This window comes from Paenibacillus sp. FSL L8-0494 (assembly GCF_038003695.1).
In the GTDB taxonomy this organism is placed as follows: domain Bacteria; phylum Bacillota; class Bacilli; order Paenibacillales; family Paenibacillaceae; genus Paenibacillus_AQ; species Paenibacillus_AQ odorifer.
Genome location: NZ_JBBOPQ010000001.1, coordinates 201947 through 227257, shown reverse-complemented (window position 1 = coordinate 227257; position 25311 = coordinate 201947). Strand labels below are relative to the sequence as shown.

At 43.1% G+C, this 25311-nt stretch carries 22 protein-coding genes and 1 pseudogene; 11 read left to right on the top strand and 12 right to left on the bottom strand.

Annotation, left to right across the window (positions count from 1 at the left end; genetic code table 11):
- The first annotated feature begins 25 nt into the window (after positions 1-25).
- Both NYE35_RS01090 and NYE35_RS01085 read left to right on the top strand, forming a co-directional pair.
- Positions 26-1378 carry a uracil-xanthine permease family protein gene (locus tag NYE35_RS01090; protein WP_036687191.1) on the top strand — a complete coding sequence of 451 codons (1353 nt, stop codon included), beginning with the start codon at positions 26-28 and terminating at the stop codon, positions 1376-1378.
- 202 nt (positions 1379-1580) lie between these two features.
- Complete coding sequence (locus NYE35_RS01085; RefSeq protein WP_076274191.1) at positions 1581-2732, top strand: glycosyltransferase; 1152 nt, start codon at positions 1581-1583, stop codon at positions 2730-2732.
- A 48-nt stretch (positions 2733-2780) separates the two neighbouring features.
- Here NYE35_RS01085 and NYE35_RS01080 read toward each other — a convergent pair whose 3' ends face one another.
- Positions 2781-3122, bottom strand: coding sequence for a nitrous oxide-stimulated promoter family protein (locus NYE35_RS01080; protein WP_036687189.1), 342 nt, complete (start codon positions 3120-3122; stop codon positions 2781-2783).
- Between the two features lie 204 nt (positions 3123-3326).
- Here NYE35_RS01080 and NYE35_RS01075 point away from each other — a divergent pair, with 204 nt between their 5' ends.
- From NYE35_RS01075 to NYE35_RS01065, 3 genes are all read left to right on the top strand, one after another.
- Entirely contained in the window at positions 3327-3809 is a 483-nt protein-coding gene (locus NYE35_RS01075; RefSeq protein ID WP_326046964.1) for an RNA polymerase sigma factor, read from the top strand.
- Positions 3806-4414, top strand: a complete 609-nt coding sequence (locus NYE35_RS01070; RefSeq protein ID WP_076274185.1) for a zf-HC2 domain-containing protein — start codon at positions 3806-3808, stop codon at positions 4412-4414. The genes NYE35_RS01075 and NYE35_RS01070 overlap by 4 nt, the downstream gene beginning before the upstream one ends.
- Before the next feature lie 213 nt (positions 4415-4627).
- Complete coding sequence (locus NYE35_RS01065; protein WP_339211113.1) at positions 4628-7009, top strand: GH36-type glycosyl hydrolase domain-containing protein; 2382 nt, start codon at positions 4628-4630, stop codon at positions 7007-7009.
- A gap of 74 nt (positions 7010-7083) precedes the next feature.
- On the opposite strand, the gene NYE35_RS01060 is transcribed toward NYE35_RS01065, so the two are convergent.
- The 5 genes from NYE35_RS01060 to NYE35_RS01040 all read right to left on the bottom strand — a co-directional run bounded on the left by NYE35_RS01060 (position 7084) and on the right by NYE35_RS01040 (position 12817).
- Positions 7084-7494, bottom strand: coding sequence for a hypothetical protein (locus NYE35_RS01060; RefSeq protein WP_036687183.1), 411 nt, complete (start codon positions 7492-7494; stop codon positions 7084-7086).
- The gene (locus NYE35_RS01055) at positions 7487-7936 is read right to left on the bottom strand and encodes a LytTR family DNA-binding domain-containing protein (protein ID WP_038568151.1); all 450 of its coding nucleotides are present in this window, start codon (positions 7934-7936) and stop codon (positions 7487-7489) included. Before NYE35_RS01055 ends, NYE35_RS01060 begins: the two co-directional genes overlap by 8 nt.
- Positions 7937-8145: 209 nt before the next feature.
- Positions 8146-10731 carry a metallophosphoesterase gene (locus NYE35_RS01050; RefSeq protein ID WP_341119899.1) on the bottom strand — a complete coding sequence of 862 codons (2586 nt, stop codon included), beginning with the start codon at positions 10729-10731 and terminating at the stop codon, positions 8146-8148.
- A gap of 3 nt (positions 10732-10734) precedes the next feature.
- Positions 10735-12000 (bottom strand): class I SAM-dependent methyltransferase, encoded by a 1266-nt coding sequence (locus NYE35_RS01045; RefSeq protein ID WP_341119898.1) that lies wholly within the window; start codon positions 11998-12000, stop codon positions 10735-10737.
- A 25-nt stretch (positions 12001-12025) separates the two neighbouring features.
- The gene (locus NYE35_RS01040) at positions 12026-12817 is read right to left on the bottom strand and encodes a nucleotidyltransferase domain-containing protein (RefSeq protein WP_094902567.1); all 792 of its coding nucleotides are present in this window, start codon (positions 12815-12817) and stop codon (positions 12026-12028) included.
- Between the two features lie 229 nt (positions 12818-13046).
- Between NYE35_RS01040 and NYE35_RS01035 the strand changes: the two genes are divergently transcribed.
- A complete protein-coding gene (locus tag NYE35_RS01035; protein WP_341119897.1) occupies positions 13047-14360 on the top strand; it encodes a helix-turn-helix transcriptional regulator in 1314 nt (437 codons plus the stop codon).
- Positions 14347-15144, top strand: coding sequence for a WYL domain-containing protein (locus NYE35_RS01030; protein ID WP_341119896.1), 798 nt, complete (start codon positions 14347-14349; stop codon positions 15142-15144). The genes NYE35_RS01035 and NYE35_RS01030 overlap by 14 nt, the downstream gene beginning before the upstream one ends.
- Positions 15145-15299: 155 nt before the next feature.
- Here NYE35_RS01030 and NYE35_RS01025 read toward each other — a convergent pair whose 3' ends face one another.
- A complete protein-coding gene (locus NYE35_RS01025; protein ID WP_036687169.1) occupies positions 15300-18089 on the bottom strand; it encodes an AAA domain-containing protein in 2790 nt (929 codons plus the stop codon).
- Between the two features lie 192 nt (positions 18090-18281).
- Positions 18282-18551, bottom strand: coding sequence for a DUF6809 family protein (locus tag NYE35_RS01020; RefSeq protein WP_076274177.1), 270 nt, complete (start codon positions 18549-18551; stop codon positions 18282-18284).
- A 244-nt stretch (positions 18552-18795) separates the two neighbouring features.
- Here NYE35_RS01020 and NYE35_RS01015 point away from each other — a divergent pair, with 244 nt between their 5' ends.
- The gene (locus tag NYE35_RS01015; protein WP_036687168.1) at positions 18796-19017 is read left to right on the top strand and encodes a helix-turn-helix domain-containing protein; all 222 of its coding nucleotides are present in this window, start codon (positions 18796-18798) and stop codon (positions 19015-19017) included.
- Positions 19018-19140: 123 nt separating this feature from the next.
- Here NYE35_RS01015 and NYE35_RS01010 read toward each other — a convergent pair whose 3' ends face one another.
- Entirely contained in the window at positions 19141-21312 is a 2172-nt protein-coding gene (locus NYE35_RS01010) for a pectate lyase family protein (protein ID WP_341119895.1), read from the bottom strand.
- 343 nt (positions 21313-21655) lie between these two features.
- Here NYE35_RS01010 and NYE35_RS01005 point away from each other — a divergent pair, with 343 nt between their 5' ends.
- Complete coding sequence (locus tag NYE35_RS01005) at positions 21656-21832, top strand: hypothetical protein (RefSeq protein ID WP_169744731.1); 177 nt, start codon at positions 21656-21658, stop codon at positions 21830-21832.
- Between the two features lie 111 nt (positions 21833-21943).
- Here the strand turns inward: NYE35_RS01005 and NYE35_RS01000 are convergent, their stop codons facing one another.
- Both NYE35_RS01000 and NYE35_RS00995 read right to left on the bottom strand, forming a co-directional pair.
- Positions 21944-22264 (bottom strand): Crp/Fnr family transcriptional regulator, encoded by a 321-nt coding sequence (locus tag NYE35_RS01000; protein ID WP_080742373.1) that lies wholly within the window; start codon positions 22262-22264, stop codon positions 21944-21946.
- Positions 22228-22568: pseudogene (locus tag NYE35_RS00995) on the bottom strand (cyclic nucleotide-binding domain-containing protein). The gene NYE35_RS01000 and the pseudogene NYE35_RS00995 overlap by 37 nt, the downstream one beginning before the upstream one ends.
- A gap of 221 nt (positions 22569-22789) precedes the next feature.
- Here NYE35_RS00995 and NYE35_RS00990 point away from each other — a divergent pair.
- Positions 22790-23260: a DinB family protein gene (locus tag NYE35_RS00990; protein WP_162164288.1), complete on the top strand. Its 471-nt coding sequence runs from the start codon at positions 22790-22792 to the stop codon at positions 23258-23260.
- A gap of 51 nt (positions 23261-23311) precedes the next feature.
- Positions 23312-23758 carry a YdeI/OmpD-associated family protein gene (locus NYE35_RS00985; protein ID WP_036687161.1) on the top strand — a complete coding sequence of 149 codons (447 nt, stop codon included), beginning with the start codon at positions 23312-23314 and terminating at the stop codon, positions 23756-23758.
- A 235-nt stretch (positions 23759-23993) separates the two neighbouring features.
- On the opposite strand, the gene NYE35_RS00980 is transcribed toward NYE35_RS00985, so the two are convergent.
- A complete protein-coding gene (locus NYE35_RS00980; RefSeq protein ID WP_036687159.1) occupies positions 23994-25310 on the bottom strand; it encodes a BaiN/RdsA family NAD(P)/FAD-dependent oxidoreductase in 1317 nt (438 codons plus the stop codon).
- Position 25311: the final 1 nt, after the last annotated feature.

Genomic DNA, 25311 nt, shown 5'->3' with positions numbered 1-25311 from the left:
TAAAAAACTTAAGGTGGGCATCGGAGTGAAAACACAAGCAAACGTACAAGAGCAAGCACATTTGGAATCACAGCTATTAACTGTCCTACCCGATGAAAAAGTTTCATTTAGTAAATCCGTCATTCTCGGTTTTCAACATGTATTGGCTATGGATGTCTATGTAGTGCCATTCCTTATTGCGATGTTAATCGGCTTACAACCCAATCAGTCCAGCGCGTTAATCCAATCCACCTTTATTGCCGCAGGACTTGCAACGATTGTGCAAACCTATTTCTGTATGAAGCTGCCTATCGCTCAAGGTCCTTCTTATGTTCCGCTTGGTGCGATCGTCAGTATTTATGCGGCTAGTGGTGGCGGGGAGCTCGGTTGGAGCTCCGTGTTAGGTGCCAGCTTAATCGGGGCCATCCTGGTTATTATTTTGGGCTATGCTGGAATTTTTAATAAAATCGTCAAAAACTTTATCCCACCTATCGTAGGCGGCACAATCATTTTCATTGTAGGTCTATCTTTATTGCCTGTTGCGATCAGAGATAATATCTACGGAGCCTCCGGCGCTTCAATTAATCAAAACGTATTATTAGCCCTTATTTCAGGCGCTACACTGCTTATTTTTGTGATTCTCGGTACTTTGTTCCGTAATAAAGGATCTATCTTCCGAATTCTTTCCGTAATGATGGCGTTAGTAGTCGGATGTATTTCGGCTAATATTATGGGCGTTTTAGATTTCTCAGCGATAAGCAACGCTAAATGGTTTAGCATGCCGCGGATCGCTTTTGTTGATTTCGGCTTTTCCTTCAACTTTTCAGCTATTATCACCATGGTTATTATTTATATCGTGCTGCTGGCTGAAACAACAGGCACCTGGTTTGCGGTCAGCAATGTAATCAATAAACCTTTGACAGACAAAAATATTAACCGCGGCGTAATTGGAGAAGGAATTGGCTGTCTTATTGCGTCTGTGCTCGGTTCGACTCCTGTTACAGGTTATTCAACTAATGCAGGGATCATCTCCATTACAGGTGTTGCCAGCCGCCGGGTCTTCCTCGCTGTAGGAGGATGGTTTGTCCTCTTTGGTTGTTCTGGTAAACTCGCCGCTTTGATCTCTTCCATTCCATCCGCTGTAATCGGCGGCGTCTTCGCCATCATCTGTGGCATCATCGCAATTAATGGTGTGCAAGTAATGAAGAATGTAACTATCGGCGAAAAAGAAATGTACATTATCGCCTTACCTATGATCATCACCTTGGCTTTGGTACTCATTCCTGGTGACTACTTGAATTCTTTACCTACATTCGTGCAGTATTTATTAGGCTCACCTATCCTAGCTGCTTCATTGGCAGCGATCTTATTGAATAAATTATTACCTAGTGGAAAATAGAAAATAAAAAGGAGCAGCCCCTAAAGGAATCGATAGATCTCCTTTAAGGGCTGTCTTTTTTAAAGATCATCCCATATTGGCCCCTGTCCACTGCCTATTTCGATCCTTAAAGGCGTTTGACTAGACCAGGCTAAAGTCCCTGAATATATTGTTATTATTTATCCTATTCAAGGGCTTTTATTAAATGGTGGGGGTGATCATTCTGGCTATCCGTTACAGCATCATAATTCCAACCTATAACCGACTTCAGCAGCTGCTACTTACACTCACTTCATTCGAGACACAGACCTATCCGAAGGATCGATTCGAGGTGATCGTCGCAGATGACGGTTCTACAGATGGTACCAAGGAAATGGTCGAAAGCTTTCAAACTTCTTATCCGCTTATTTATGTCGCTCAGCAGGAACAACGCGGCCGTTCTGCCGTGAGAAATCTGGGGCTGAGTCAGGCAAAAGGGAAATACGTCATCTTCTGCGATGCGGATTTTCTAGTATTCCCTGACTTCATTAGGATCGTAAACCAGTATCACCGTAAATATCCTAAGTCCATAATTTCAGGTATTCCACACTCATGGGATGACGCTTATACCCACTACTACCCAGACTTTTCTCCTGAAGAAAAAGAGCATTGCCGCAATACACTTTCGCCTTCTAACTTATGGAATCCCGACTTCGAATCAGCGACTGAAATCATCCCATTAATCACACCCAATGATATCCTTCAGCAGACGGAGACGTTATCAAAAGTCACCTTTCCCTCAAGAGTTCCTCCAAATACTAAAAAACAATTTGCCAGCACAGATGTAGCCCCTTGGATGTTACTCGTCACACGTTGTGTGTCCATAAGACGCAGCCAATTAACTCGTGCTGGAGGTTTTAATGAACAGTTTATCCTCTATGGACTCGAAGATTGGGACCTTGGGTATCGACTGCATCGATTAAAAATCCCTTTTCACAGCATCAAAGAAGTTGTCGGCGTTCACCAAGAACATCCAACCCACTTCAGAGGGAATCTCATAAATATTGAGAATCTAAAAATTATGTTCAAAAGCTACGGGTTCAATGACTCCTCCCTAAATCTGTTCGCCCTTGTTCCCCCAAACGAAGACTTAGAGAAGTACAAACATACTATACGGGTCTTGCGCAGAGGATACCGAACGAAGTTAACACGTTCATCAGCAATATTAATGAGAAGAACGTTACGGATTGCCGCCAAACAGCTCTATGAACCCAAGGATACCGCCGTATACCAAGAGTCGTTAAGACGGATAAGTGTAAAAGTAAAGAGAAGAAAAAGCCGGGTTGCCCGGGTTTTGCGAGAGATTTTGGTGAAGGCTGAAAAACTGGGAGAATGATATCTAAAAACACATTAAGCCGGGCATCAGATGATGTCCGGTTTTCACTTATTTTCTCAATTTATTGGGTAGCGGAATATGCCTAATCGACTCAATGGGATGATAGAGCAGCATCCACGGACCAGAAAAACGCATAACCCCTTTAATTCTTTGGCGATAATCCGGTTTGTAACAATGAACAGGACATTTGGCACAAGCTGTTTTCTCTTCACCAAATTTACAATAGGCTAGCCTCTTCAGCGCATACTCATTTAATTCCTGACATTCCTCACAAAACCCCTTATGATGATGTTTTTTCTTACAATATATACGAATCATTTTGGTAACAAGCTCTTGCTCTTTTTGAATTTTAGGACCCTCATTTAACTGCCGGTTTACCTTTGTTATCATATATGAACCCCCTTGTAACTTGTACAATAAGTTCTCATGTAATTATAAAGGGAAAACCAACTGTGAAACCAGCCTTAACGCTGAACCTCCTTAATTCCCTCACATACCGGGGATGAAAGCGATAATTGTATAAATCAAATTTTTTAAAAAAAACTTGTAACGTTTATAGCTTTTTACGGATATATAACTTGAGGAGGTGAATGGATGCAGGACAACGAGCAATTATACAGGGAATATTCAACCCAAGTATATAAATTCGTATTTAGCCTTTGTCATAATCACTTGCTGGCAGAAGAAATTACCCAAGAAACTTTTTATAGAGCTATAAAATCGATAGACAAATACGATGGGACCTGCAAAGTATACGTATGGCTTTGTCAAATTGCTAAACATGTGTGGTATCAGGAGCTGGACAAGCAGCGCAAGCGGAAGTCTGAGGAATTAGAAGACGCTCCTTTGGCTAACGCAAATTCAACAGAATCCCAGTTCATTTTTGCTCAGGACAAAATGGATTTATTTAAACAACTTCATTTACTTGATCCAAATACCAAAGAAGTATTATATCTGCGTTTAACCGGAGAATTCAGTTTTCGGGAAATTGGCGAAATTCTTGGAAGAGATGAAACCTGGGCAAGAGTTACCTTTTACCGTGGAAAACAAAAATTGATGAAAGGAAGATCTTCATGAAATGCGAGATTATTCAGGATTTATTACCTTCCTATATTGAAAAGCTAACCTCTGTACATAGTAACGAAGAAATCGAAAAACACCTGCAATCCTGTGAAAGCTGCCTTCAATCCTATAATGAAATGACCGCCACAGCAAATCTAAGTGTGCCTATTATTGATAAAGAGGAAGTTAACAAACTCAATTATTTTAAAAAAGTGAAAAAAAAGAATATAAAAACTCTCATTTATTCCGTCTTATCGGTACTTATACTGGCTACGGCCCTTATTGGATTTTTTGTTATCGGTTTCCCTGTATCCTCTAAAGATGTAGTCATAGATTATCAGAAGACAAAGGATCGTTTGGAGGTTCATCTAACTTTGGAAAATGGCAAGGACCTCGTGTTCTCAGGAAAAACTAAATTTATCCGCGATGAGAATAATAATGTAATCGGTTCTGAAACTAGGTATACGCCTAGAGGTTTACTTCATAATCCCTTTGATGATGTAGGAAAAAAAGTTATGTTGGGGACGGAGATTCATACCGATCTGGATTTTCCAAACAAGTTTATTCTTGAATTCAAAGATAAATCTATGACGTTTGTTAATGGTGTTTTAGTGGAGTAGACATGCCGCAAAAATAAAAAAAGACACCTTTCAAGGTGTCTTTCGCTTTACACCCACTAAAAAAGTTAGCATTTTTGTTCGTTTTTTCGCTAAAATATAGGGTTATCGATTTACTAAAAGTATCTTATAATAAAATTACACATGGATATTTCACCCCTTTGTGAACGCGCGTTTATAGATTGACCCATTAACCACTTAATAGGAGGAATGGTTATGCAATATGGTTATTTTGATGAAAAAAACAAGGAATACCTCATTACCAAGCCGAATACGCCTGCGCCTTGGGCGAATTACCTCGGCTCGCCGGAATATGGCGCGATCATCTCAGGTAACGCAGGCGGTTATAGCTTTGTAAAATCTGGCGCAAATGGGCGGCATATCCGTTACCACTTCAACTCTAAGGACGAGCCCGGACGCTATATTTACGTGAGAGATTTGGAGAACGGGGATTATTGGTCCGGCTCCTGGCAGCCTGTGGGTAAAGATCTGGAGCAATATAAGTCCGTATGCCATCATGGAACCGGATACACGAACCTCGTCTCGGATTACGATAACATCCATACAGAATCATTATATTATGTGCCACTGAACAAAACCTACGAGGTGTGGCGCATGAAGGTGCGCAATGATGACTCCAAAGCACGCAAGCTGGCTCTCTTCGGATTTGTTGAATTAACCAACAATAACAACTACGAGCAGGATACCGTCAACCTTCAGTACACTTTGTTTATCTCACGGACCTACTATAAAAATAATATGATCCTTCAAGTCATCAATGAAAACACCCCCGAAGAACAAACCTGGAGATTCTTCGGCGCTGCAGGTGCAGAAGTTACCGCTTATGACGGTGACCGGGATACGTTCCTAGGCGATTACCGCAGTTATGGCAATCCAGCCTCTGTCGAGAACGGCCAATGCTCCAATTCATTAAACTACAATACTAACTCCTGCGGTGCCCTGCAGATTAACGTAGATTTGCAGCCGGGAGAAGAGAAAGAAATCGCATTTCTACTGGGACAGTATGATGAGAAAGGCGCTTCCGAGATTCTCAGCCATTATAAAGACTTGTCCGTGGTAGATAAAGAACTCGAAGAGTTAAAAGCATTCTGGCACAGCAAGCTTAACCGCTTCCAGGTCCAGACACCAAGCGATAACCTGAACAACATGATCAACACTTGGAATGCATATCAATGCTTTATCACTTTCATCTGGTCACGAGCAGCCTCTTTCCAATACTCCGGTCTTCGTAATGGACTGGGCTATCGGGATACGGTGCAGGATATTCAAGGCATCATTCATCTGGATCATGAGATGGCCCTTGAACGTCTTAGACTGATGATATCCGCCCAGGTTTCCAACGGCGGTGGACTTCCGTTGGTGAAATTTGACCACAATCCTGGGCATGAGGGCACACCGGATGATCCGGAATATGTACGGGAAACTGGTCATCCCCATTATCGGGCCGATGACGCTTTATGGCTGTTCCCAACCGTCATTAAATACTTGAATGAAAGTGGCAACTGGGATTTTACAGATGAAATAATCCCTTATTCGGATAAAGGTGAGGGCACTGTGTACGAGCATTTGCGCCAGGCGCTTCAGTTCAGTCTGGATCGTATGGGCGCACACGGCATGCCGGTTGGGCTTCATGCCGACTGGAACGATTGTCTACGGCTTGGAGCGAAGGGCGAGTCGTTGTTCGTCGCATTCCAGCTGTATATGGCATTCAAGGTGTTCATGGAAATTGCACAAAATAAGAACAAGCCTGAAGACATTCAATGGGCGCAGGGCCTGCTTGATGAGCTGGACGATAACATTCAAAAGCACGCTTGGGAGAACGATCAATTCGTCCGCGGATTTACAGAAGACAACTATACCATCGGCTCCTGGGAGAATGATGAGGCCAAAATCTGGCTTAATCCGCAAAGCTGGGCCGTATTAAGCGGTGCAGCCCGCCCGGATCAGGCGAAGCTCTCCATGGACAAAGTGTATGAGAATCTGCGGACCGATTACGGCACTATGTTATTCTACCCACCGTTCCGTGAATACGGTTTGCCAGTAGCGTTGATGGCTCTTTTCAACGCCTCAACTAAGGAAAACGGCGGCATCTTCAGCCAGCCGCAGGGATGGCTCATTCTGGCGGAAACCATGATTGGCAACGGTCGGCGCGCGTTCGAATACTTCCTGAATTGCAGTCCGGCCAGCATGAACGATAAGGCCGAAATCCGCAAACTCGAGCCTTATGTACATGGCCAGTTTGTCGAGTCCAAGGACAGCCCATATCAAGGCCGGGCCCATGTCCACTGGCTGACCGGCACCGCTTCAACCGTAATGGTCTCCTTGGCGGAAGGTATTATGGGGGTTCAACCGCAATTTGATGGCCTTCGCCTCAACCCGTGTGTTCCTTCCGACTGGACAGACTTTTCCATGGTCCGGGAATTCCGTGGGAAGAAGCTGAACATCCAGGTGGAGAACAAGAAAGGTGTACAAAAAGGGGTTACCCATATCGTTATTAACGGTGAAGAAATTCAAGGCAACCTGATCCCCGTCGCCAAAATGGCGCCAGAAAACAACGTGCTCGTTATTATGGGTTAAAGCGTATTTATGAGGAATAGATAGGAGGACGGACCGATAAGGTGCGTCCTCCTGTTTTTACAATTAGAACGAGGTTATTTCAAAATTTTATTTAACTCCTCAGCTTGTTTCCTGCTATTAATTCTGGCGTAGAAATAGAAAGCTATAGTGTGCAGTATAACCGATAACAACAACATTCCAGGCAACCAGGGGCTTATGAAGTTGAACATTTCTTTTGAGAATAACCACACCATTCCCATTCCGCCAAATATACTGAAGGTCGAAGAAATCAGAATATTCCAAAGCGGTCTTAACGTGAAATAGTTCCACAACACATTGTACATCACTCCGAATATCCCCGCGGAAATAATGGCGATACCTGCAATACGCCATAGATATAACATATCAATAGATTGATCCTTGAAAAACACAGTTAACAGTAGCGTTATCCATAAAGAAGTTAAAGTAAACACCTGAAAAAATGAATTTTTTAATTGATTAACCATGATAGTTCCTCCTGAAATTTTTAATATAATAGCGGCTGACAAAATAACAAGAACCATTCGTCAGAATCACTTTTATTCTCGCATTATCCGTTGCTGAGAACTCTTTTATGTAGCTGGTGTTGATTATGGTCTGATTATTAATTTTTATAAACTGAGGTGAATTCAGAACTTCTTCAACAAATTTCAATCGTGTATTAAGAAGAAACATTTCTCCCGTAATTACACGTACACTGCACATACGGCCTTCCGGCTCTATGACCGCGATTGAGCTGGATACAATCGAGACATTGCGATCATTTTTGGCGTTGATGACCATGATCCGTTTCTCCGATGTTTGAATGGCTACTTCGATATTTGCCCAATGTTCCTTTTCAGCCGGGTGGGTTGTTACTTTCGTAGTACCCCGGTCCATTTCTATGTCCTCTTCAAAAATGATTTCCAAGTTGTGCTGCCTCCTCTCAGGTTTCATATTATTATCAAAAAAGGCCTATGACCACTATCTTACGTTTTCTTGCATTAATTTGTCTGTTTGTTGCAAGATAGCTGTTTCCGCTTCCTCCCCGAACGAAAAAAAGACTGCCGGGACCTTCCCGACAGCCTGAACTCATTCTCATAATTGGCAAACCAAGTTTCTTCGCCTGTAACAATCCTCTACAACCTCGGGTCGATCTCTTTCTCTTTCGTTACCTCGAATAACAAGTTTGCTGCAATTTGCTTGTAGTCCTCGTTGTCAGACGAGATCTCATCCAGCTTCACTTCTAGCATTTGTCTGCCCAGCCGGTGTTCGATTAAGGACGTACGAAGCTTAGGAGCGATATTCTTCTGCTTCATCAGCTTGGCATACTTATGTGGAAACTTGTAGTCGTACCCGTAGATGATCGACAGGTAGCCCGGATTGCGGACCTTCATGTATGGGACTACCCCCTGCTGTTCTTGCTCCGGTTTGATTACAATTCCCTCCATATGTTTCTCTACCGTTATCTTTGCGAAATACTCCTCTGCTCTGATGTAAGCATCAGGCTCTTTCAAGTCCAGAACCAGAAATTCATCCTCGTTTAAGAACCTGTATAATTCGGAGGTTTTGCCGTCAGGTACCCGTTCAGCGCCATTCTCCAGCACTTCCTTCAGGATTGCAAAAGGTTTGTATGTTAATTCCGCATCACCCGCATACAGCTCCAGTTGCTGCTTGTATACTCGGTAGGCTTCGTCACGCTGGTCAAGATCTACATACGATTCTCTTATGTCACGGACATGCTTAAAAGTCTGGTAAACATGAGACCCATAGTTATTGTTAAGCGTCTCTTTCGACATATGGTGCTGGTCTTGTTCAAACCCGCTTACTTCAAAATCCTGTATCAGTTTACCCAGTGACTCCTCAAATCCATATTGTCTTAAGAAATCCAGCTCTGTCTCCAGCGCTTTGCCAATTGGCTGGAACTGACGCTCAATTAACCCATCCCCAAGCGCTTTCCAAGGCAGCAGCTCGCCATCCAGTAAAAGCACACGGATCCCCTGCTCAGCCATATAGGTTCCGAATTTATGAAGCAGCTGTTCGTAGATAGGCGTCAGATCGACCGCCTGAACCTTATAGCCGTTCCGGCTAATTGCGTAACACTGCTCTAAGTTCCGATAAAGGTACAAACTACAGCGTGATCCCATATATTTAGGCTGCAGAACGACTTCTGAAATACGACGTTCGGCAAAATAATCCAACCCTTTTCGCAGAGACTCAAGCTCACCGGCAGCCACATCCTTATCCGCAGGTGACATCGTCCCGGAGATGAAGTTGACCCGGTTCTGCGAGGAATACTGCAGTCTGCGCACAGACTCGTAATCAAGCTCCAGCAAGGATACGGTTTGCTTTTCCCGGAACAGGATAGGTAGCTCTTCGTGCACCGTAGTCACATGCGATTTTTGACTTTTATAGAAAGGTTTAAACGACATGCGAACAGAAGTTAGTTCATTACCCTGCGCACTCCCTGTGTCAAGGTGGAGTTTGTTTTTGATCCGAAAAGTCTGCTTGGCTGCAATATGTCCGAAGAGATGAAAGGGGTGATTACTCACAGCCTCTTGCTTTAGGAAATCAAGCTGTTCCTCAAAGGAAACCTCACGATCCAGCCGAAAGTTACGCTGATGGCGTAGTGAATTCGTATCCAGCTTACCAATGTACTTATTACGGCAAGGAGCATGGGTAACATAAAAAGAAGGACCTTGCATACCGATATAGCGGTAAAAGGGCTGGGATTGCTCCACTAAAGCCGAAAATTTACTAAAAAGCGCGGGATCCTCCTTAAGCACTTGGGTGGAATCAAAGTACGTTCTTAGCAGTTCCGGATCGGTTCCTTGAATCTCCCCCTTTACGTACTTGTATACAAAGTTCTCGTGATTGCCCATAACAAATAGGAAATGCTCGCGGTTATCAAATAAGAACTCAATCGTCTCCCGCGTCTTTTTACCCTTATCAATCCAGTCACCAGCAAGAATGACTCGTGTGTTACTGAGCTTATCTGTTGCACTTAACTTACCTTCGTGCTCCCGATAGCCGTAATTACGTAATAGTCCCTGAAGCTCTTCGACACACTCATGAACATCCCCAACCACAATATACTCTTGTGCTTGTAGAAGTACCGTAGATGCGTAAGTATCCCAATCCTGTATAATCACCCGGTAGTCCGGATTAGGTATCCCTTCACCCTCGAGAATAAAATCTTTAGCACGCACTTTATGAATCTTGTTGTAACCTTCCCGTGACAGAACAGGCAAGACTTCTTTTCTGAGCCGGTTTAAATGATTGGAGATCAGCTTCTTCGAGCGCTCTGAGGCGTAGTAATCCTCCCGTTTGCGGTAATCAAACAGAATAACCTCCAGATTGTAATTATTTTGCCCGGCGATCTCACGGACTTTACTACGATAATCTTCGGATAGCCCAATGGTATCCATCACCACAAACTCCGCATTAATCGGAAAAGAGGTGACTAACTTCAATCTCTCAAACAATAATTGAAAGGTATGCGAACTCGCCTCCAGCATAACTTGATCATACTTATCATAGTCGTAGCCCAATATCTCCTGACGGATACTATCCGAGGATAAATACTGCACATTCGTACGTAAACCTTTGGAGGCATCCTCTAGTTTTAACTGCGGGATCAGAACTTCTTTAGCAAAAGTTGATTTCCCGCATTCCGTTGCTCCTACAAGCAGAAATATGGTATGTACACGCGTTTGAATTTCCACTGTCTATTCCTCCTTTCTTCGCACAATAGCGCATTGCGTCGTACGGATCTCGCCAACCCGGTCACCAACCATCAAATATTCCACCTCGACTGCTAAACCTTGAACCGTATCCAAAACCCATTGCCCGAACGCTTCCTGTCCCATTTCCCACTTGTGATCCTCATGCCGGAATCCTTCCAGCTCATAATAACGATTGAAATCAGCATTCGGTGTGGTCACAATAAGCTGTTGAAAATTCACATTACCGATTATTTGCTGAATAAGCTCTGCTGCCTCACCCTCACTCATGTGCTCTACAACTTCTGTTAGAATCACATCAACCTGCTCCCCGTTGTACGACTCCAGAAAATGGTCCAGTGAGCCAAAGGTTGCAATGTTATCAATGTCCTTAGCTTTCGCTTTCCGATTCACAACCTCCAGCAGCTCCTCAGCTATATCTACCGCATAATAGGTACTCTCTATTTTCCCGGCAAACGGAATTGCATAGAAACCTTCTCCGCAACCGATGTCCAGAATCGGCTTATTGAATGGAAGCACACTCGAAATAAAAGTACGCCGCTGCATCGCAGTACCGCCATACTCCAGCCCAATAGAATACTGGTCCGTTTGTTCGATGGAGGCTTTATATCGCTTGAACCGTTCCTTCGAGGTAAGGAAATTCCTTGCAAATAGACTTCTTATATAAAAGGGTGCATCAATGACGTTAAGGCTGCGGATATATTTATCCAAGATAGCATCCGAAATATCTATGTACTCATCCCCAAATATGGATAAGAACAAGGACAGCACACCAACAACATGCAAGAGGTGATACAAGCTTTTATGTGTGGTAATCGTCAGCGAATAGCTCTTATGTGCCTGATGCTGCAAGGAGAAGGTATATCCCTTTAAATGCTTTTGGAAAAATTCAATATAGTGTATCCGCTCAACCTGAACCATATTAATGAAAAAAGAATGCTCATATCCTTCCGCATCCCGTTCATCCTGGGCTTTGAAGGGTGTAGAGAAAAACTCATTGACCGCATTAAGCGGAAATAGAGGTGTATTAAACCGGGAGACATTTAAATACTCAAAGCTCTCGCTTCCGTTCTGCTTGTAGGATATATCGTTATCTGCATCCTTAAAATAAACGTTATAAGTTGCCTCATCAGAATACCAACCATAAGCCAATCCCTGACGAACCGGACGAAGCTGCATACCTGTCACTGGATTTTTTTTAATTAAAAAAGTGAAGTTTGGATTCGTAGATTTCAGTTGTACAATAGCCACTACCATCTTCCTCCTATCAATCTTTCTATAGGGCCCGTCCCCATACTTCCTGTAAAGCTTCTCGAAATAGAGCATCCAGCTGATGATCTCTGTTGTTCTCCTTAGCATTCAAGGACGCCGCCACCTTATCCAACACTTGGAACTGTTCTTCTAAATAATCGTTAATCACGGTTAGCTGCGGTCCGTAGTCTAGTTCTTCACCGGATTTTTTTCGTGCCAGCAATTGCTGAATCACCTGCCACAGCTCTTCATCCTTCGGAATAAGCCGCTCTACCAGTACATCGAACTCCATCGGCGGCATCTCTCCATATCGGTGAGTCCACTCACAAGCTAGAACGGGACGAAGCACATAAAAGTACTTTTTGATCTTGACCTGTTCGCCTTGCAGATAATCACGGTAGTTCCCTCTTGCCATGTTTAAATAATGGTACATACAAGACTTCCGCGAAAATGTGTACGGGGAGATGCTTCTAAGCTTCTCTGCTATACTGTACTTTTCTGCATATTGAATGGGTGATTGCAGCCACTCCAGCAGCGGTGGATTTGACTTCCGGAATAAATTCAGTGCTTTCCGCAAATCCCAGCCATTGATATCAAGCATATTGTTAATAGGACGCTCGATCACATCCCGCTTATCAAAAATAGATAGATACCATTCCGGTTTATGCAGATAAATAAATCTCACATCATAATCACTGTCATGCGATGGGAATCCCCAGGCCCGGCTACCTGATTCGCAGGCATACAATATTGTAACTTGCTCCTCATATTCAATCTGTTCCAGCTGCTCACAGATAAGCTTGTTTATAGGATCCATCTTCATCCCTCCAGATCGGTTACTTCCCTATTCTCTACCATTGATACTATTCGAACGCCTCTTCAGAATTGCTTCGGCTTCATGGATCTATCTTCGCTCATCTTCCCTGTAACGAACAGGGCGGAAGTATGGCGGCGGCCAAAAATACTTCCATTTTATTCAACTCTGGTGCTTAATATAATAAGTACTACTATTTCTAATGGATTCGCTACAGGCTGGAGGGATACAAATGGCCCGGGAAAGTTTTGACAAGGAGATTCAATTTCTTCGCATGCTCTCTTTAGCGGGGGGAGCTTACAGCAGACAACAATTCGCCGATCGTCTCGGCATTTCTGTACATACCTATGACAAAACGCTGCGCAACCTGAAGGGCATGGTAACCGTCTTACAACAAGACCTGCCTACAGAACAAGGAACGGAACTCTCTGAGTGGCTCCGCTATAACTATTATGAATCTGCCGACCCGCTGCTCCTGTTCTTGTTCCGGGCGAAGTCGCTTAAGGAAACGGAGAGCATCCGGCTTACTCTACTATTAACTGCGCTTCAGACTCAGGAGCTAACGGCTAAAGATCTACAGGATGTCTGCAGTGAGCAAATGCCAACCGATTGTCCAATGCCCGATGAGAAGACCATCCGTGGAGATCTGAAATATCTTGAGGAAGTTGGCGTTATTCTTCGTGTAAATGAGGGCCGTCCTTATCGATACAAGGCTGCTAACGATCTGATTGATCAATTATCGGGCGATCAGCTCTTGGATCTTTACGACTATGTTGATGTCATCGCCAACACGCAGACTCCGTCGGTGCAAGGTTACCTGCTGCGCGACACCTTAAAAAAGGTCCTGCGGAAGCGGGGTTATAACCCCGAAGCTACGGAAACCCATAGATACAAGTATAATTATCATTCACGTATTCTTGACGAGGCACACCTATACACAATTTTTGCAGCGATTCAGCAGCGAAAAAAAATTAAGTTTCTATATCTATCCCCTAAAAAGGGCAAAAACTACGCCTCTCAGAATACCAATCCTCTCTTTGAGCGGGAAACAAGGGGCGTCACAGAAACCGTTCTTCCCCTCCGCGTCATCTATGACCATCAATATGGGCGCTGGTATTTAATCGGACATAATTCACGTATGGGCATCATGAAATTCCGAATGGAGGGCCTTACTCAAATTGAGGAGGGCGACACTGTGGAAGAATCAGAGTTTGCTCAGAAACTCAGCAATCTGGAAGAGCAGATGACAAACAGCTGGGTTATAGATACCACCCGTGCAATTAAAATGGTGGCGAGATTTTATAACCCCAATCGCTCTGGTGTTAATTTTATTCGGGAGCGGGTTGAAGCGCAGGGACAGTGGGGAGTAATTACGGAAGAGTCCGATTCTACATTCCTTTATGAGATCACAGTGAATGGTATTTATGAAATTAAGCCGTGGTTACGAAGCTTTGGTTCGAGCTGCGAGGTATTAGAACCCCCTTGGCTGCGTAAGCAATTTATCGCGGAGTGGAAGGAGATTCACAGCTATTATGAATCCATTTGAGAAAATATTTAACTTCCAAATCATTTCACGCCTCGACGAAGTGGGTTCATTAGCGCTGACCTCCCAGGAACGTTCCTGGCTGAAAAACATGTTAATGCACCCGGCCTCAGAAGCAGCTTTTACAATGGATACCTTAAGTAAATTGAACTCCATATTGGAGGCAGAAGCGTCCACAGAAGTGCAGGGAATTATTATGGAGAAAGCAAAAAGCAAAGAGCGGCAGGTCTATCACCCAATGCTTCGTACACTCCGCCGTATAATCATGCAGAATCAAGCGATCCTTATTACTTTCCATATTAAGCATGGAGGCCAACGAACTGACCAAACCGGGTTCCCTCATAAGCTGGAATACAACATGTATAAGCGGGAGTGGTATTTGCAATGGTACAGCACCCGGCAACGTTCTCTTATGTCCACTAAACTAAAAAACATTGTTTCTGTTGAAGTAGCTCCCTTCCCTGCCAAACGGATTGATGACTTAAAAGCAAGAATAACGCGATTATTAGAGGATCAGAAAGAATGTGCATGTATTCAAGTCATTCCCACCTTTAATGCTGAGCTGTCCCGAATTCTGTACGCCTTTTCCTGTTTTGATAAATCCGTGTCCTTTGATGAAAATTCGGGCATCTATCGAATCAAAGTCATCTACATGAGAGACGACAGCGAATTCCTATTGTCCAAAATCCGTTTTCTTGGCCTGCGCGTAAAAATCGTCGAGGGTGAGCATCTTAAGCGGCGCATGCTGAAATCCGCAGCTATGGCGATTGACCGGTATGGGGAATAACCGAGAATTAGTATAGGCTGGTCAACTATCCTGAAGCGCTGAAACGTGCTTATATAGTAAAGTAAAAGACACGGTTAAGATGTCTTTTACTTTACTTACAGCAGCTTTCTTAAAAACTGAAAGGTGGACTTACGGAGTACTGTGATTATTAAACATCAGCTTGATTGCATAATAGCATCCAGCAGCTCCCTGATCTTTCTCTCCTCTGAGCTCTCATTAGTTGCGAACCTTTTTAACTTTATTCCATATGTATTAAAAATAGTATCTTTCATTTTATCCCGCTCTCTCTGTTCCGGTTTATTCTCATGAAAAGCAAATCCGTCTACCTCAATGGCAAGCGCCGCTTTCCGATCCAACTTATGATAAATGACAAAATCCACAGAGGCTCTATTACTGATATATCGCCGCTCCTGGTCTTTCAATCTAGTCACATCCTTGAATAGATTCTTGAGAAGAACCTGATTGCCGAGTGTAAATCCGCTATAAACCGGCTCCTGTAAAAGCCCCTCAAGCAGTGCCTGCATCAGATTTTCCGATTTGAATTTAGATACATTAACTCTCTTAGCCCGTTCTCTAAATGCCCGAAGCTTACCCGAATACTCCTGATACAACAGATCAAATATGGATACTATCTCACTGTCCACCACGTTCTCATCCAGCGTGCTATACTCCATATACCGTGTGAGATCCCCAATTTCATTACCATATTTCCGAAATAGGGCATGATCCGTTATCAGAATAAACTTCTTCTGCGCACGGGATACGGCCACATTAACCTTACAGGGATCATTCACAAATTTCATACCTATTTTGCCAGAGCGTGTCTGATCCAACACTGTAGACATAATCATAATAGACTTCTCCCGGCCTTGATATTTATGTATCGTGTCACTCTCGATATCATCGACAAACTGTCCTGCTGCTTTCTCTACCTGCTTGCGGTAAGGTGTGACGAAGCCAATATCCGATTGACCAGCCGCTACTTCCTCCCAACCCGCAAGGATCTCCCCTTCAATGACATCCAGCTCCCGCTGGTTGAACTTCCCTTTCTTCTCACCAATGGTTACTTCTCGCAAGTGATTACCCGGCGCAGTCCTGTAAATCAGCAGTGGAACTTCTGTATCCTCTTCAGTCGTAAAAGTAATTAAATCGCCATTATAGTACTTTTGATTGCAAAACTGAATGATTTTGGGATGGCACCGATAGTGCTCTTTAAGCATCACTTTGGGAATATCATCTCCATATAGGGCAAGCATGGATGACAGTAGATTGTGTTGGAAATAATTATAAGCTTCGTCGATGTTAGCGGATGCAGCACATCCAACCTTCTTCTCAATCTCCATACTCACAATTTGCGGCAGCTGTTTGGTATCCCCAACAATGATCGCACGTTTGCAACAGGATAGCGCAAGTGCGCCTGTCACCAGATCTACCTGAGAAGACTCGTCAATAATAACGTAGTCAAACAGATCATTGGCCGGCACGCAATTACGCAAAGAATGAGTCGTGCTTAGGACAATCGGATAATATTCGATGAATGACTTAAAGTTTTTGCTCTGCCGATAATCTTTTGCATTACATTTCAACCGAGGGAGATTACGATATTTCTCATACAACTTATGTTGGAAAAGCTGAACGGAACACTGCTGGTGTTCCTTCAGTAAAGGCTGATAGGACGCAGACTGCAGCTCTTGTTCAATCCTTACAATACGACCCGATAGCTCTTCAATCCGCAGAATATAGAACTTCCGCTGAACATTCAGAATCACATCTGCCCCCTGTTCCTTCAAATATTTAAGCTCCGTGAACCCATGTTTGACAAAAAGCTTGAACTTGTACAAAAGACCATTCTCTTTACCTTTTCTCACCGCAAGGTGGCTATCCTTCATGAACTCAAGCATCCGCTCAGGCGTCTCATGATAGAATGACAACTTCTCTAATGGCTCTATATTCTGCTTGGTGTAGTAGTTCTCAAAATGCTTCTGCTCCAGCACATACGCCGACAGCTGTTGCTTCAAACGCGCCTTCTCCATATCCAGTACCATCAGCCGATTAATACGACCATCCAGCTCCTGTATCTTGGATAGTAGCTCCGCCTCAGGCAACTCGCTTTCCCAGCCAGAGACCTCGGCGACAGGCAGATTCGCAAAGAAATTTTCTTTATTCTCATTATTGCCAAGCCCCGCAACCAAAAAGGGATAACCCTCCGCCTCCAGCTTATCGCGCACATTCTGCACCGCCGCATTGTTGCCTGAGACCACAGCCACCTTCTTCTCTTGCATCACAGCCAGGTTGGCCAATATATTGAGAATGGTCTGGGTTTTGCCTGTACCTGGAGGGCCTTCAATGATACTGATCTTACTTCGTAAGGCATGATCCAGGGCCGTCTTTTGGCTAAGGTTATACCTGAATGGGAAGATCGGCTGTAATTCAACAGTGACATCCTCGCTCACCGGAGACCCATTAACATAGTGACTCAATACACTTTCTGGGTGTACAAAACTGAGCTTGGCAAATTCCTTTTTTAAAAAAGCGTCCATCTCCGGCTGATCTTCTCCGCCCTCAATATGCCCTGAAATGGCACGCCAATACTCCATGACCTTCAACGCATCTGAGCTCTTCACTCCGCTGCTCTCGATTCGAACATGCACGGCTTCATACACCCGATTGGTTCCATCCTTAAAAAACACACGAATCCGAGATCCGAAATCCAGCACTCGCATAACATTGCTAAGAGGGTTATCCCGATGAAACACCACTTGCTCTTTGGTGATTGCTGTAATAACGGGCTTGTCTAGAATCATTACATCACTTGCATTGTAATAATAGGGTTTATTAGAACTACGATAAATCAACCTTATGTTTACGCCCAACTGTTCATATGATGCGATTTCTGAGGTGCGGTCTTTGTTTTTAACAATAATCAGGTATCTTTCTTCGTCCATGGCTATTCCTTCTGTGTTCGCGTATTTAGAATTAATATGTAGGGAATTCGGTAGAATGTAAGGATATTCCTTCATAGGAAGGACATAGTCTTATTGATAGGCTAAAAAGACACCTTGATTGGTGTCTTGAGGGGAAAGCTAATCCAAGAAAGTATTTGAGGAAACTACTTATGAAGAGAAACTATCCTATTATTAATCATCAACTAAGATTTCAATCATCATTGCCGCTCCGGTCTTGAATCCACACACAAATGCAGCAGTCATCTCCATCCCCTGGGCTTGAGAATACAGTTCCAATAAAGACTCCAGCTCATCAAAATCCCCTTCGGACAGCTTCTGCTTCCAAATTTCTAATGATTCAGTGATTTGCCTATTAATCGGACGGTAGCTGGGATCCTTGGAGATGAAATCCACGCTGGGAAATAAGCTGCCGTGGTATAGAGATTCGAGAATGTTGGGCATAGGAGCCTCCATTTTTAGATATTTGAGGAGATTTATTTTCATTATAGTTTGCTTCTAGTGATACGAATTAAATAAAGGCTCATATCCACCACTTATCCTCAACTTCTCATATGAGATACATTTTTTTGGTGAGAATTAAAAATACGCATTCAATACGCATAAGCGTACCAGTTATGGAATTATTATACGTTACGCTTATGCGTATAGTCAAGATGAAAACTCAGAGTTAGTGAGGGGATTAGAAGTGGGAAAGAGAGTTATAGTAAAAATATCAGAATTGACCAAAAAACATAAGATTTCCCTACGAGAATTGTCCAGAATATCCGATGTCCGACATGCTGCATTAAGTGAGTTAGCTAATGGAAAAAGGGAGAATATTAACTTTAGTCATATAAGCAAAATTGCAGAAGCTTTAAATATTGAGGATATTCGTGAGATTATTGATTTGGTTGATGATAAAGATTAATCAAATCAACACAAAATTGATACCAATAACTCAAGTAATAAGACCATAAGAAAAAGCAAAGAAAAGCGACCCCTACAGGTCGCTTTTCTGATACTCCATATTAAAGTAGAGGCGGTCAGTTCCCTATTCCAGCTTCATATAATACAGATTCGCCGTACTATCTTTTGTAATGTTATGCGCACCTGCGGCCAGAGAGACAGTGGCAATGCCATTGGTTATAGGGTAACTTGTTCCATCCACTTTGATTTTCGTTCCCTCTGTGTTGAACACTAGGGTTAGCGCTGAAGCTTTAGCAGAAGTGAATTGAATGCTGGTTGCACTCTCAATTTTTATACATTGGGATAGGGTTAAACCCTGATATGCCACAGTTCCCTTACTTGTTGAGAGATTGCCTTGGATATTGAAGAAGCTGCTTGTTGTTCCATCCGTAGTAAAGTTGTGAACGGTTGCTCCCGCTGTCGGCACTGGCGTTGTCGTCGGTGCTGGAGTCGCCGTTGGTACAGGAGTTGCTGTTGGAGCTGGGGTCGCTGTTGGCACAGGAGTTACTGTTGGCGTAGGTGTTACTGTTGGCGTAGGTGTTACTGAGGGAGTCGGAGTCGGGTTCGTTGGGTTTGAATTCCCCCCTACAGAGACAAGTCCCGTTGTGTAGCCTCTGATTGCAGACATCAGCGCTGTATTCAGCGCATACGAAACGTCATCCACTGAATCATTAAATTGCCATGTGAAGTCTCCGCCATTCAGACGTCCGGCTTTTGCCATAACAATCTGTTCAACATTGCTTACGTTATCAATATTAGATACGTTCACTCCTGTATTTACGCTCGTGTCGAAGTTATTATAGGCTGTTCCGCCTTTTAGTGCTTTGTATGAGCTTGGGACGGTTTCATTTCTGGACGAAGCTAAGTAAGCATCAAATGAGGTAACATTAGCAGGAGCTGTCCCTGTGTTTGAATTCGCATAGATGAGACTTGAAGCCTCAACAATAAGATTGTTATAGGCTTTAATCACACCTCCATTTTCGCCTGAGAACGTGCCCTCCCCTAAAGCATCTGTACCTTGTAAGGAGATCATCATTGGAAACTTAGCATGTCTAAAATAATTAGATTCTACAAAAGCTGAAGCACCTGTAGTTACACCCACACCGTATTTGGAGATACCATCGAAAAAGTTGTTATAGATATGGACGGAAGCCACTCTAATCCGCGGATGACGGGAGTCCGAATGGTCAAACCAGTTGTGGTGGAAGGTAACAAAAAATTCAGCCGGCTCACTCAAACCAACTAGCGAGGATTTTCCGGAATCCCAGTAATGGTTGTAAGAGATTGTAATATAGTTGGATCCATTTTTAAGGTCTGTGGAACCGTCGCCCTTGGCTTGGTCTGCATCGCCTCCAGCAGCTCCATAAAAAATATCATTATTATGCACCCAGACATTCATATTGCCGGAATCCATTGAAATGCCATCGTCAGGGAATAACATTACACCCAGGTTTCTTACTTCCACATTACCTACATATCTTAGAAGCATTCCCCAACCGTACGCGTAAGCATCATTCCCGATACCTTCAATAGTAATATTCATTTCCGAATAATTGTTTTTACCTTTGACTTCAAGATACCCACTGCTGTTAAGCTGTCCACTCAGATCAGCAGCTGTAACTTTTCCGATAATTCGGAACGCAAGTGGAGTTGTATCATAACCTTTTTGTCTCAGTGTCAGAATACCACCCAGGCCAACCCCTGTTTGTACAGCGCCGGAGCTGTTGATTTTCACACCAAGGGTTACGGTTTGCGCATTCTGAGAGGTTATATACAGCACTTGAGCACCATTCTTGAGGGTTCCATTCTCATTATAAGCCCCTGATCCTGTACCATATTGCGAACTAGTCGAAAAAGCAAATCCTGAGCGGTCATATGACGTTACGGATAGTGGATTTGAAACCGCACTTACCGTCCCACCCCCTGACAAGGTAGCTTCAACTTTCATCACATAATTACCGGCTGCAAGCCCAACAGCATCTGCTCTCCAGTAGGAAGAATATTTGCGGATTAACTCATTATTAATTTGTTGATACCCAGAATCCGCTGCACTTGCCAATTTAACATAAACGTTATACCCTGTCGCATTGCTTACAGGTGACCATTCCGCATATGCCGTTTCATTCCAGCCTCCACTGCCTGTTACCGCAAGACCAGCAGCATGCACCACCGTATTTGTCCATCCACCTACTATTAAAGAAAGAGCAAGAGAAAACAACACAACAATACTGGTTACCTTTGCAACTCTTTTTTTCATTTTATTTCCTCCCGATTTTAATTTGTTGCAGATATTATTGTAACCGCTTGCAAAAAATGAAGTTTCTCTTTTCACCTCCTAAATATTTAGAAAGAGATCCTGCATCTAGCCCCTGTATCCCTTCGAAAATAATACAAATTCTGGAACCAGAACACGTTCAACATATCAAAACTAAAAAAGGTTCCGAAACAATCATTTACTCATATCTCCCATATCTAACCGTGTTCTGAGCTAATGATTATAGGACAGCGAATGGATTGTGATCATACAACACGAATAGCCACACAGTAGCCAGCACATAATAAAATTCACAACCATTAGGTAAACAAGGAGGAATTTTCAATTGAGCGCAAATAAACCAGACAAGAATCTGATCAACACTGTAAAAGATTTGGAAGCCACGCCCGTAAACAGCCTGGAAGCCCAACAGCAGCAACAAGCCCGTAATGATCGCCGCAAGCAATCTCAGCATGACAGCGACGGCAAATTCACGGAAAATGAAACCGGGAACTTTCATTAAAGTCGGGAATACTGTTGGAATCTTCTTTTTAAGCTGCAATAACGTAAAAAGACACCCTTCAAGGTGTCTTTTCTTTTACTACCTATGGAGCCGCATCATAATGTATTTCCTCTAATCAATACGTATCAACTGCTCATCCTGTAATCCAAGCAATGATTTTTTCACGGTCTCACGCGCCGTTCCTGTCATATCCGCCAGGTGTTGATGCGTTAATTTCAAATCGATTAGAACACCTTCATCAGAGGGCACTCCGTGCTGTTCTGTTAGACGCAACAACACGCGAGCAATACGCGTACGCACGTCGATAACGGTTAAGTTTGTTATTAATTTATTGGCATCACGCAGACGATCTAATGCTGTTTCCAAAATGCCGATTAGTATTTCCGGATTACTTTTTAGTAAAGTAATGAATCGCGTTTTTTCAAAATACATAAGGTAGACTTCTCAATGGTCCTTGCAGAAGCAGAGCGCGCTCTTTCATTTTGCAACAAAGCCATCTCTCCAAAGAAATCACCTACTCTAAAATAGAGAGTACTACATCCCTAGAGTGGTTATCTTGATAGATTTGAACAACTCCAGATAGAACCAGATAGAGCTCCTCTCCCTCTTCACCCTCAAAAAAGATGGACTCTCCTTTTATATAAGTACGCTCGCCACATACCTTAGTAATTTCAGCTAAATATTCATCATCAAGATGTTCAAAGAACGGAAAATCCTGTAACAGTTGTGGGTTCATCTTCTAGAGGTTCCTCCAGTATAAGTAATAATTTTTTTATGATTGAATCGCGAACCTATCCTATATTGCAATACTTTTAATTCAAGATAAATAGCGACAGCTTCATTAAATTATTATGTGACACAAATTTTCCAAATGCACCATCGTAAAATGGAAGGTTTTGGTTGCTGAGAACAAGAATAAAGTTAAGATTCTAAAATTCAAGAAGTGAGTTGATGAACATGAGTGATAAGATGGTGGCTGTTTTAAGAAGACAGTTTGATCCAACCGTAGAAATGTTGAAGAATCTTATCGAAGTATGTCCTGATCATTTTTGGAAGAATGCCAAGCATAAATACTGGAAGCATATATTCCACGCTACAACCAGCATGAAATTTTGGTTTAGGCAGCAGAAGGATGAAGAATTCAAAATACCTGACTTCGGTAAAGATATAACAGAAGACTTAGATAAGGAGTGCTCTGACTACCCTACTAAGGAGGAAATGACGACGTACCTAGAGGAGATATTGAGTGTGGCTCGTAATTTTTTTGATGAACTTACTGACTGCAGATTATTGGAACCATGTGTACTATACGAAGAAATAACTAAAACTGATGTTATCCTCATGCAGATAAGGCATGTTCAACATCATATAGGTTATTGCAACAGCATATTGAATTCGAATCACCTAGAAACAGCAAAGTGGCTATGATAAAATGAGTGACCGAAATCAGCTTCTTTACCACGAGGAGTGTTATTTAATATGGTTTATGAATTTGATAGTGAGATAAAGCTGCTGGAAGGTAAAATGAAATGGAAAGTAGTCTATTTCCCCTATTCAGTAAGGGAGATATTCAATACTAATGGTAAAGTACCTATTCAAATCTCTGTTGACGGGTACGAATTTGACCATACTTTATTGCCGTCAAAGAATGGGCATTATTTTGTTTATAACGAATTTATTCGAAGAGCATTACAAAAAGAGCTCGGTGATACATTACATATAATACTTAAGAAATGCGAGGAAAATCGTAAACTGATTGTGCCAGATTACATTACTACAAACCTTGAAGAGTACCACATGCTGAATACATTTCTAAACCAGCCTGATTACATTAAACGAGAGCAGATTAATTATATTGAGCTTGCTAAAAAGGAAGATACAAAAAATAGACGAATACTAGCTCTAATTGATAAACTTAAGGATTAATAAAGGGACGACAATAAAGTTGAGGTAAAATGAAGACATCAGAGTTAAGCAACGAATATTGATATTTCGCTAAACCCCAACAATCATTTTTAAATGAGCACCAAACTTTAAAAAATCACAAAAAAGCGATGAGAAACAACCCTCATCGCTTTCACATTACTAAAACCAGACTTGTTACAGCAAACCTCTGCCTAGTAATAGGTGATCGTTTAAGAGTCAGCAACCATCTGCCCCCTTACGTGGTGCTAGCACGTCGATCAGCAAGCGCCATCGCGGCGGCATAGCCGGAGCTCCAGGCCCATTGCAGGTTATAGCCGCCGCAATCTCCATCGACATCCATCACCTCACCTGCCAAATACAGTCCAGGGACTAACTTAGATTCCAACGTTCCTTCGGTTAGCTCCGTCGTATCGATGCCACCAGCTGTTGTTTGTGCATTAGTAAAGCTATTGGTATCGGTCACTTTAAATTCCCAACGCTTCAAGATTTTATAAAATATTTTTTTTGTTTTCCACGAAAGATCCTGACAAAGCAGGTGCAACTGTTGATCAATTCCAGCCTCCTTCAGCAGAACTGGAATCAGTTTCTTGCTGACGATACCTATAAGGGAATCGGCAACCGTCCGGTGTCCGAAGATCCCCCAGTGGATCTCCAGAAAATCAATTAACTCTTCCTCCGTGCGCTCCGGCATTAAATCAACCGACAATGTCACCGATTCTCCTATTCCGAGATTATACGCAGCCTTTCTGCTGAGCTGAAGTATGGGCGGGCCCGAGATACCATAGTCCGTAAAAAGAATCTCACCAGACTCAGTGCGGATGACTTCATTGTTTACGATAACATGGGCCTCTCCCTCAAATTTGATGCCCGATAGTTCCTTCAAATACGGATAATCCAGCTTCAATTGTACAATGCCTGGCACCGGGTTGATCAAGGTGTGCCCCAGACGTTGGACAAGCGTATAACCGGAGCCGTCCGTTCCCGTTTTGGGAGCGGTAAGGCCGCCTGCACATAGAAAAAGATAGTCGCTGGTATACACAACCTGTTCCTCTGTCTCCGTCTGGCAGGTTATCGCGAACCGCGGATGTCCCGCCGAAACGGTAACATCCAACACTTTATGTTTATAATATACGGGAACATTCCGATCCTCCAGCGCCAGCTTAAATACACCCGGCACCGAAGCCGCCTGCAGCGACATCGGATACATCCGGCCATTCTCCAAGCTTACAAAAGGAAGCCCGAGCGAGGAGAAAAATTCGATCGTTTGGCGGACACCGAATTGCCGCAATACATGTATTGGGAATCCTTCCTGATTACTGTGATACTTGCGTGATAAAGCGGCCGCTTCATCCGTACCGGTGGCGGTGGATTGGTTCGTAATGTTGCAACGCCCGTTACCCGTCGTTATTATTTTCTTCCCCAGCCGGTCATTGCTTTCAATAATTGCTGTATCAATACCTTGATCCCTCGCTGTAACTGCAGCCATTAGACCTGCAGCACCCCCACCGATAATGAACAGCTCGTGGTGCTTAGAAGTCTGATCCTTATACATG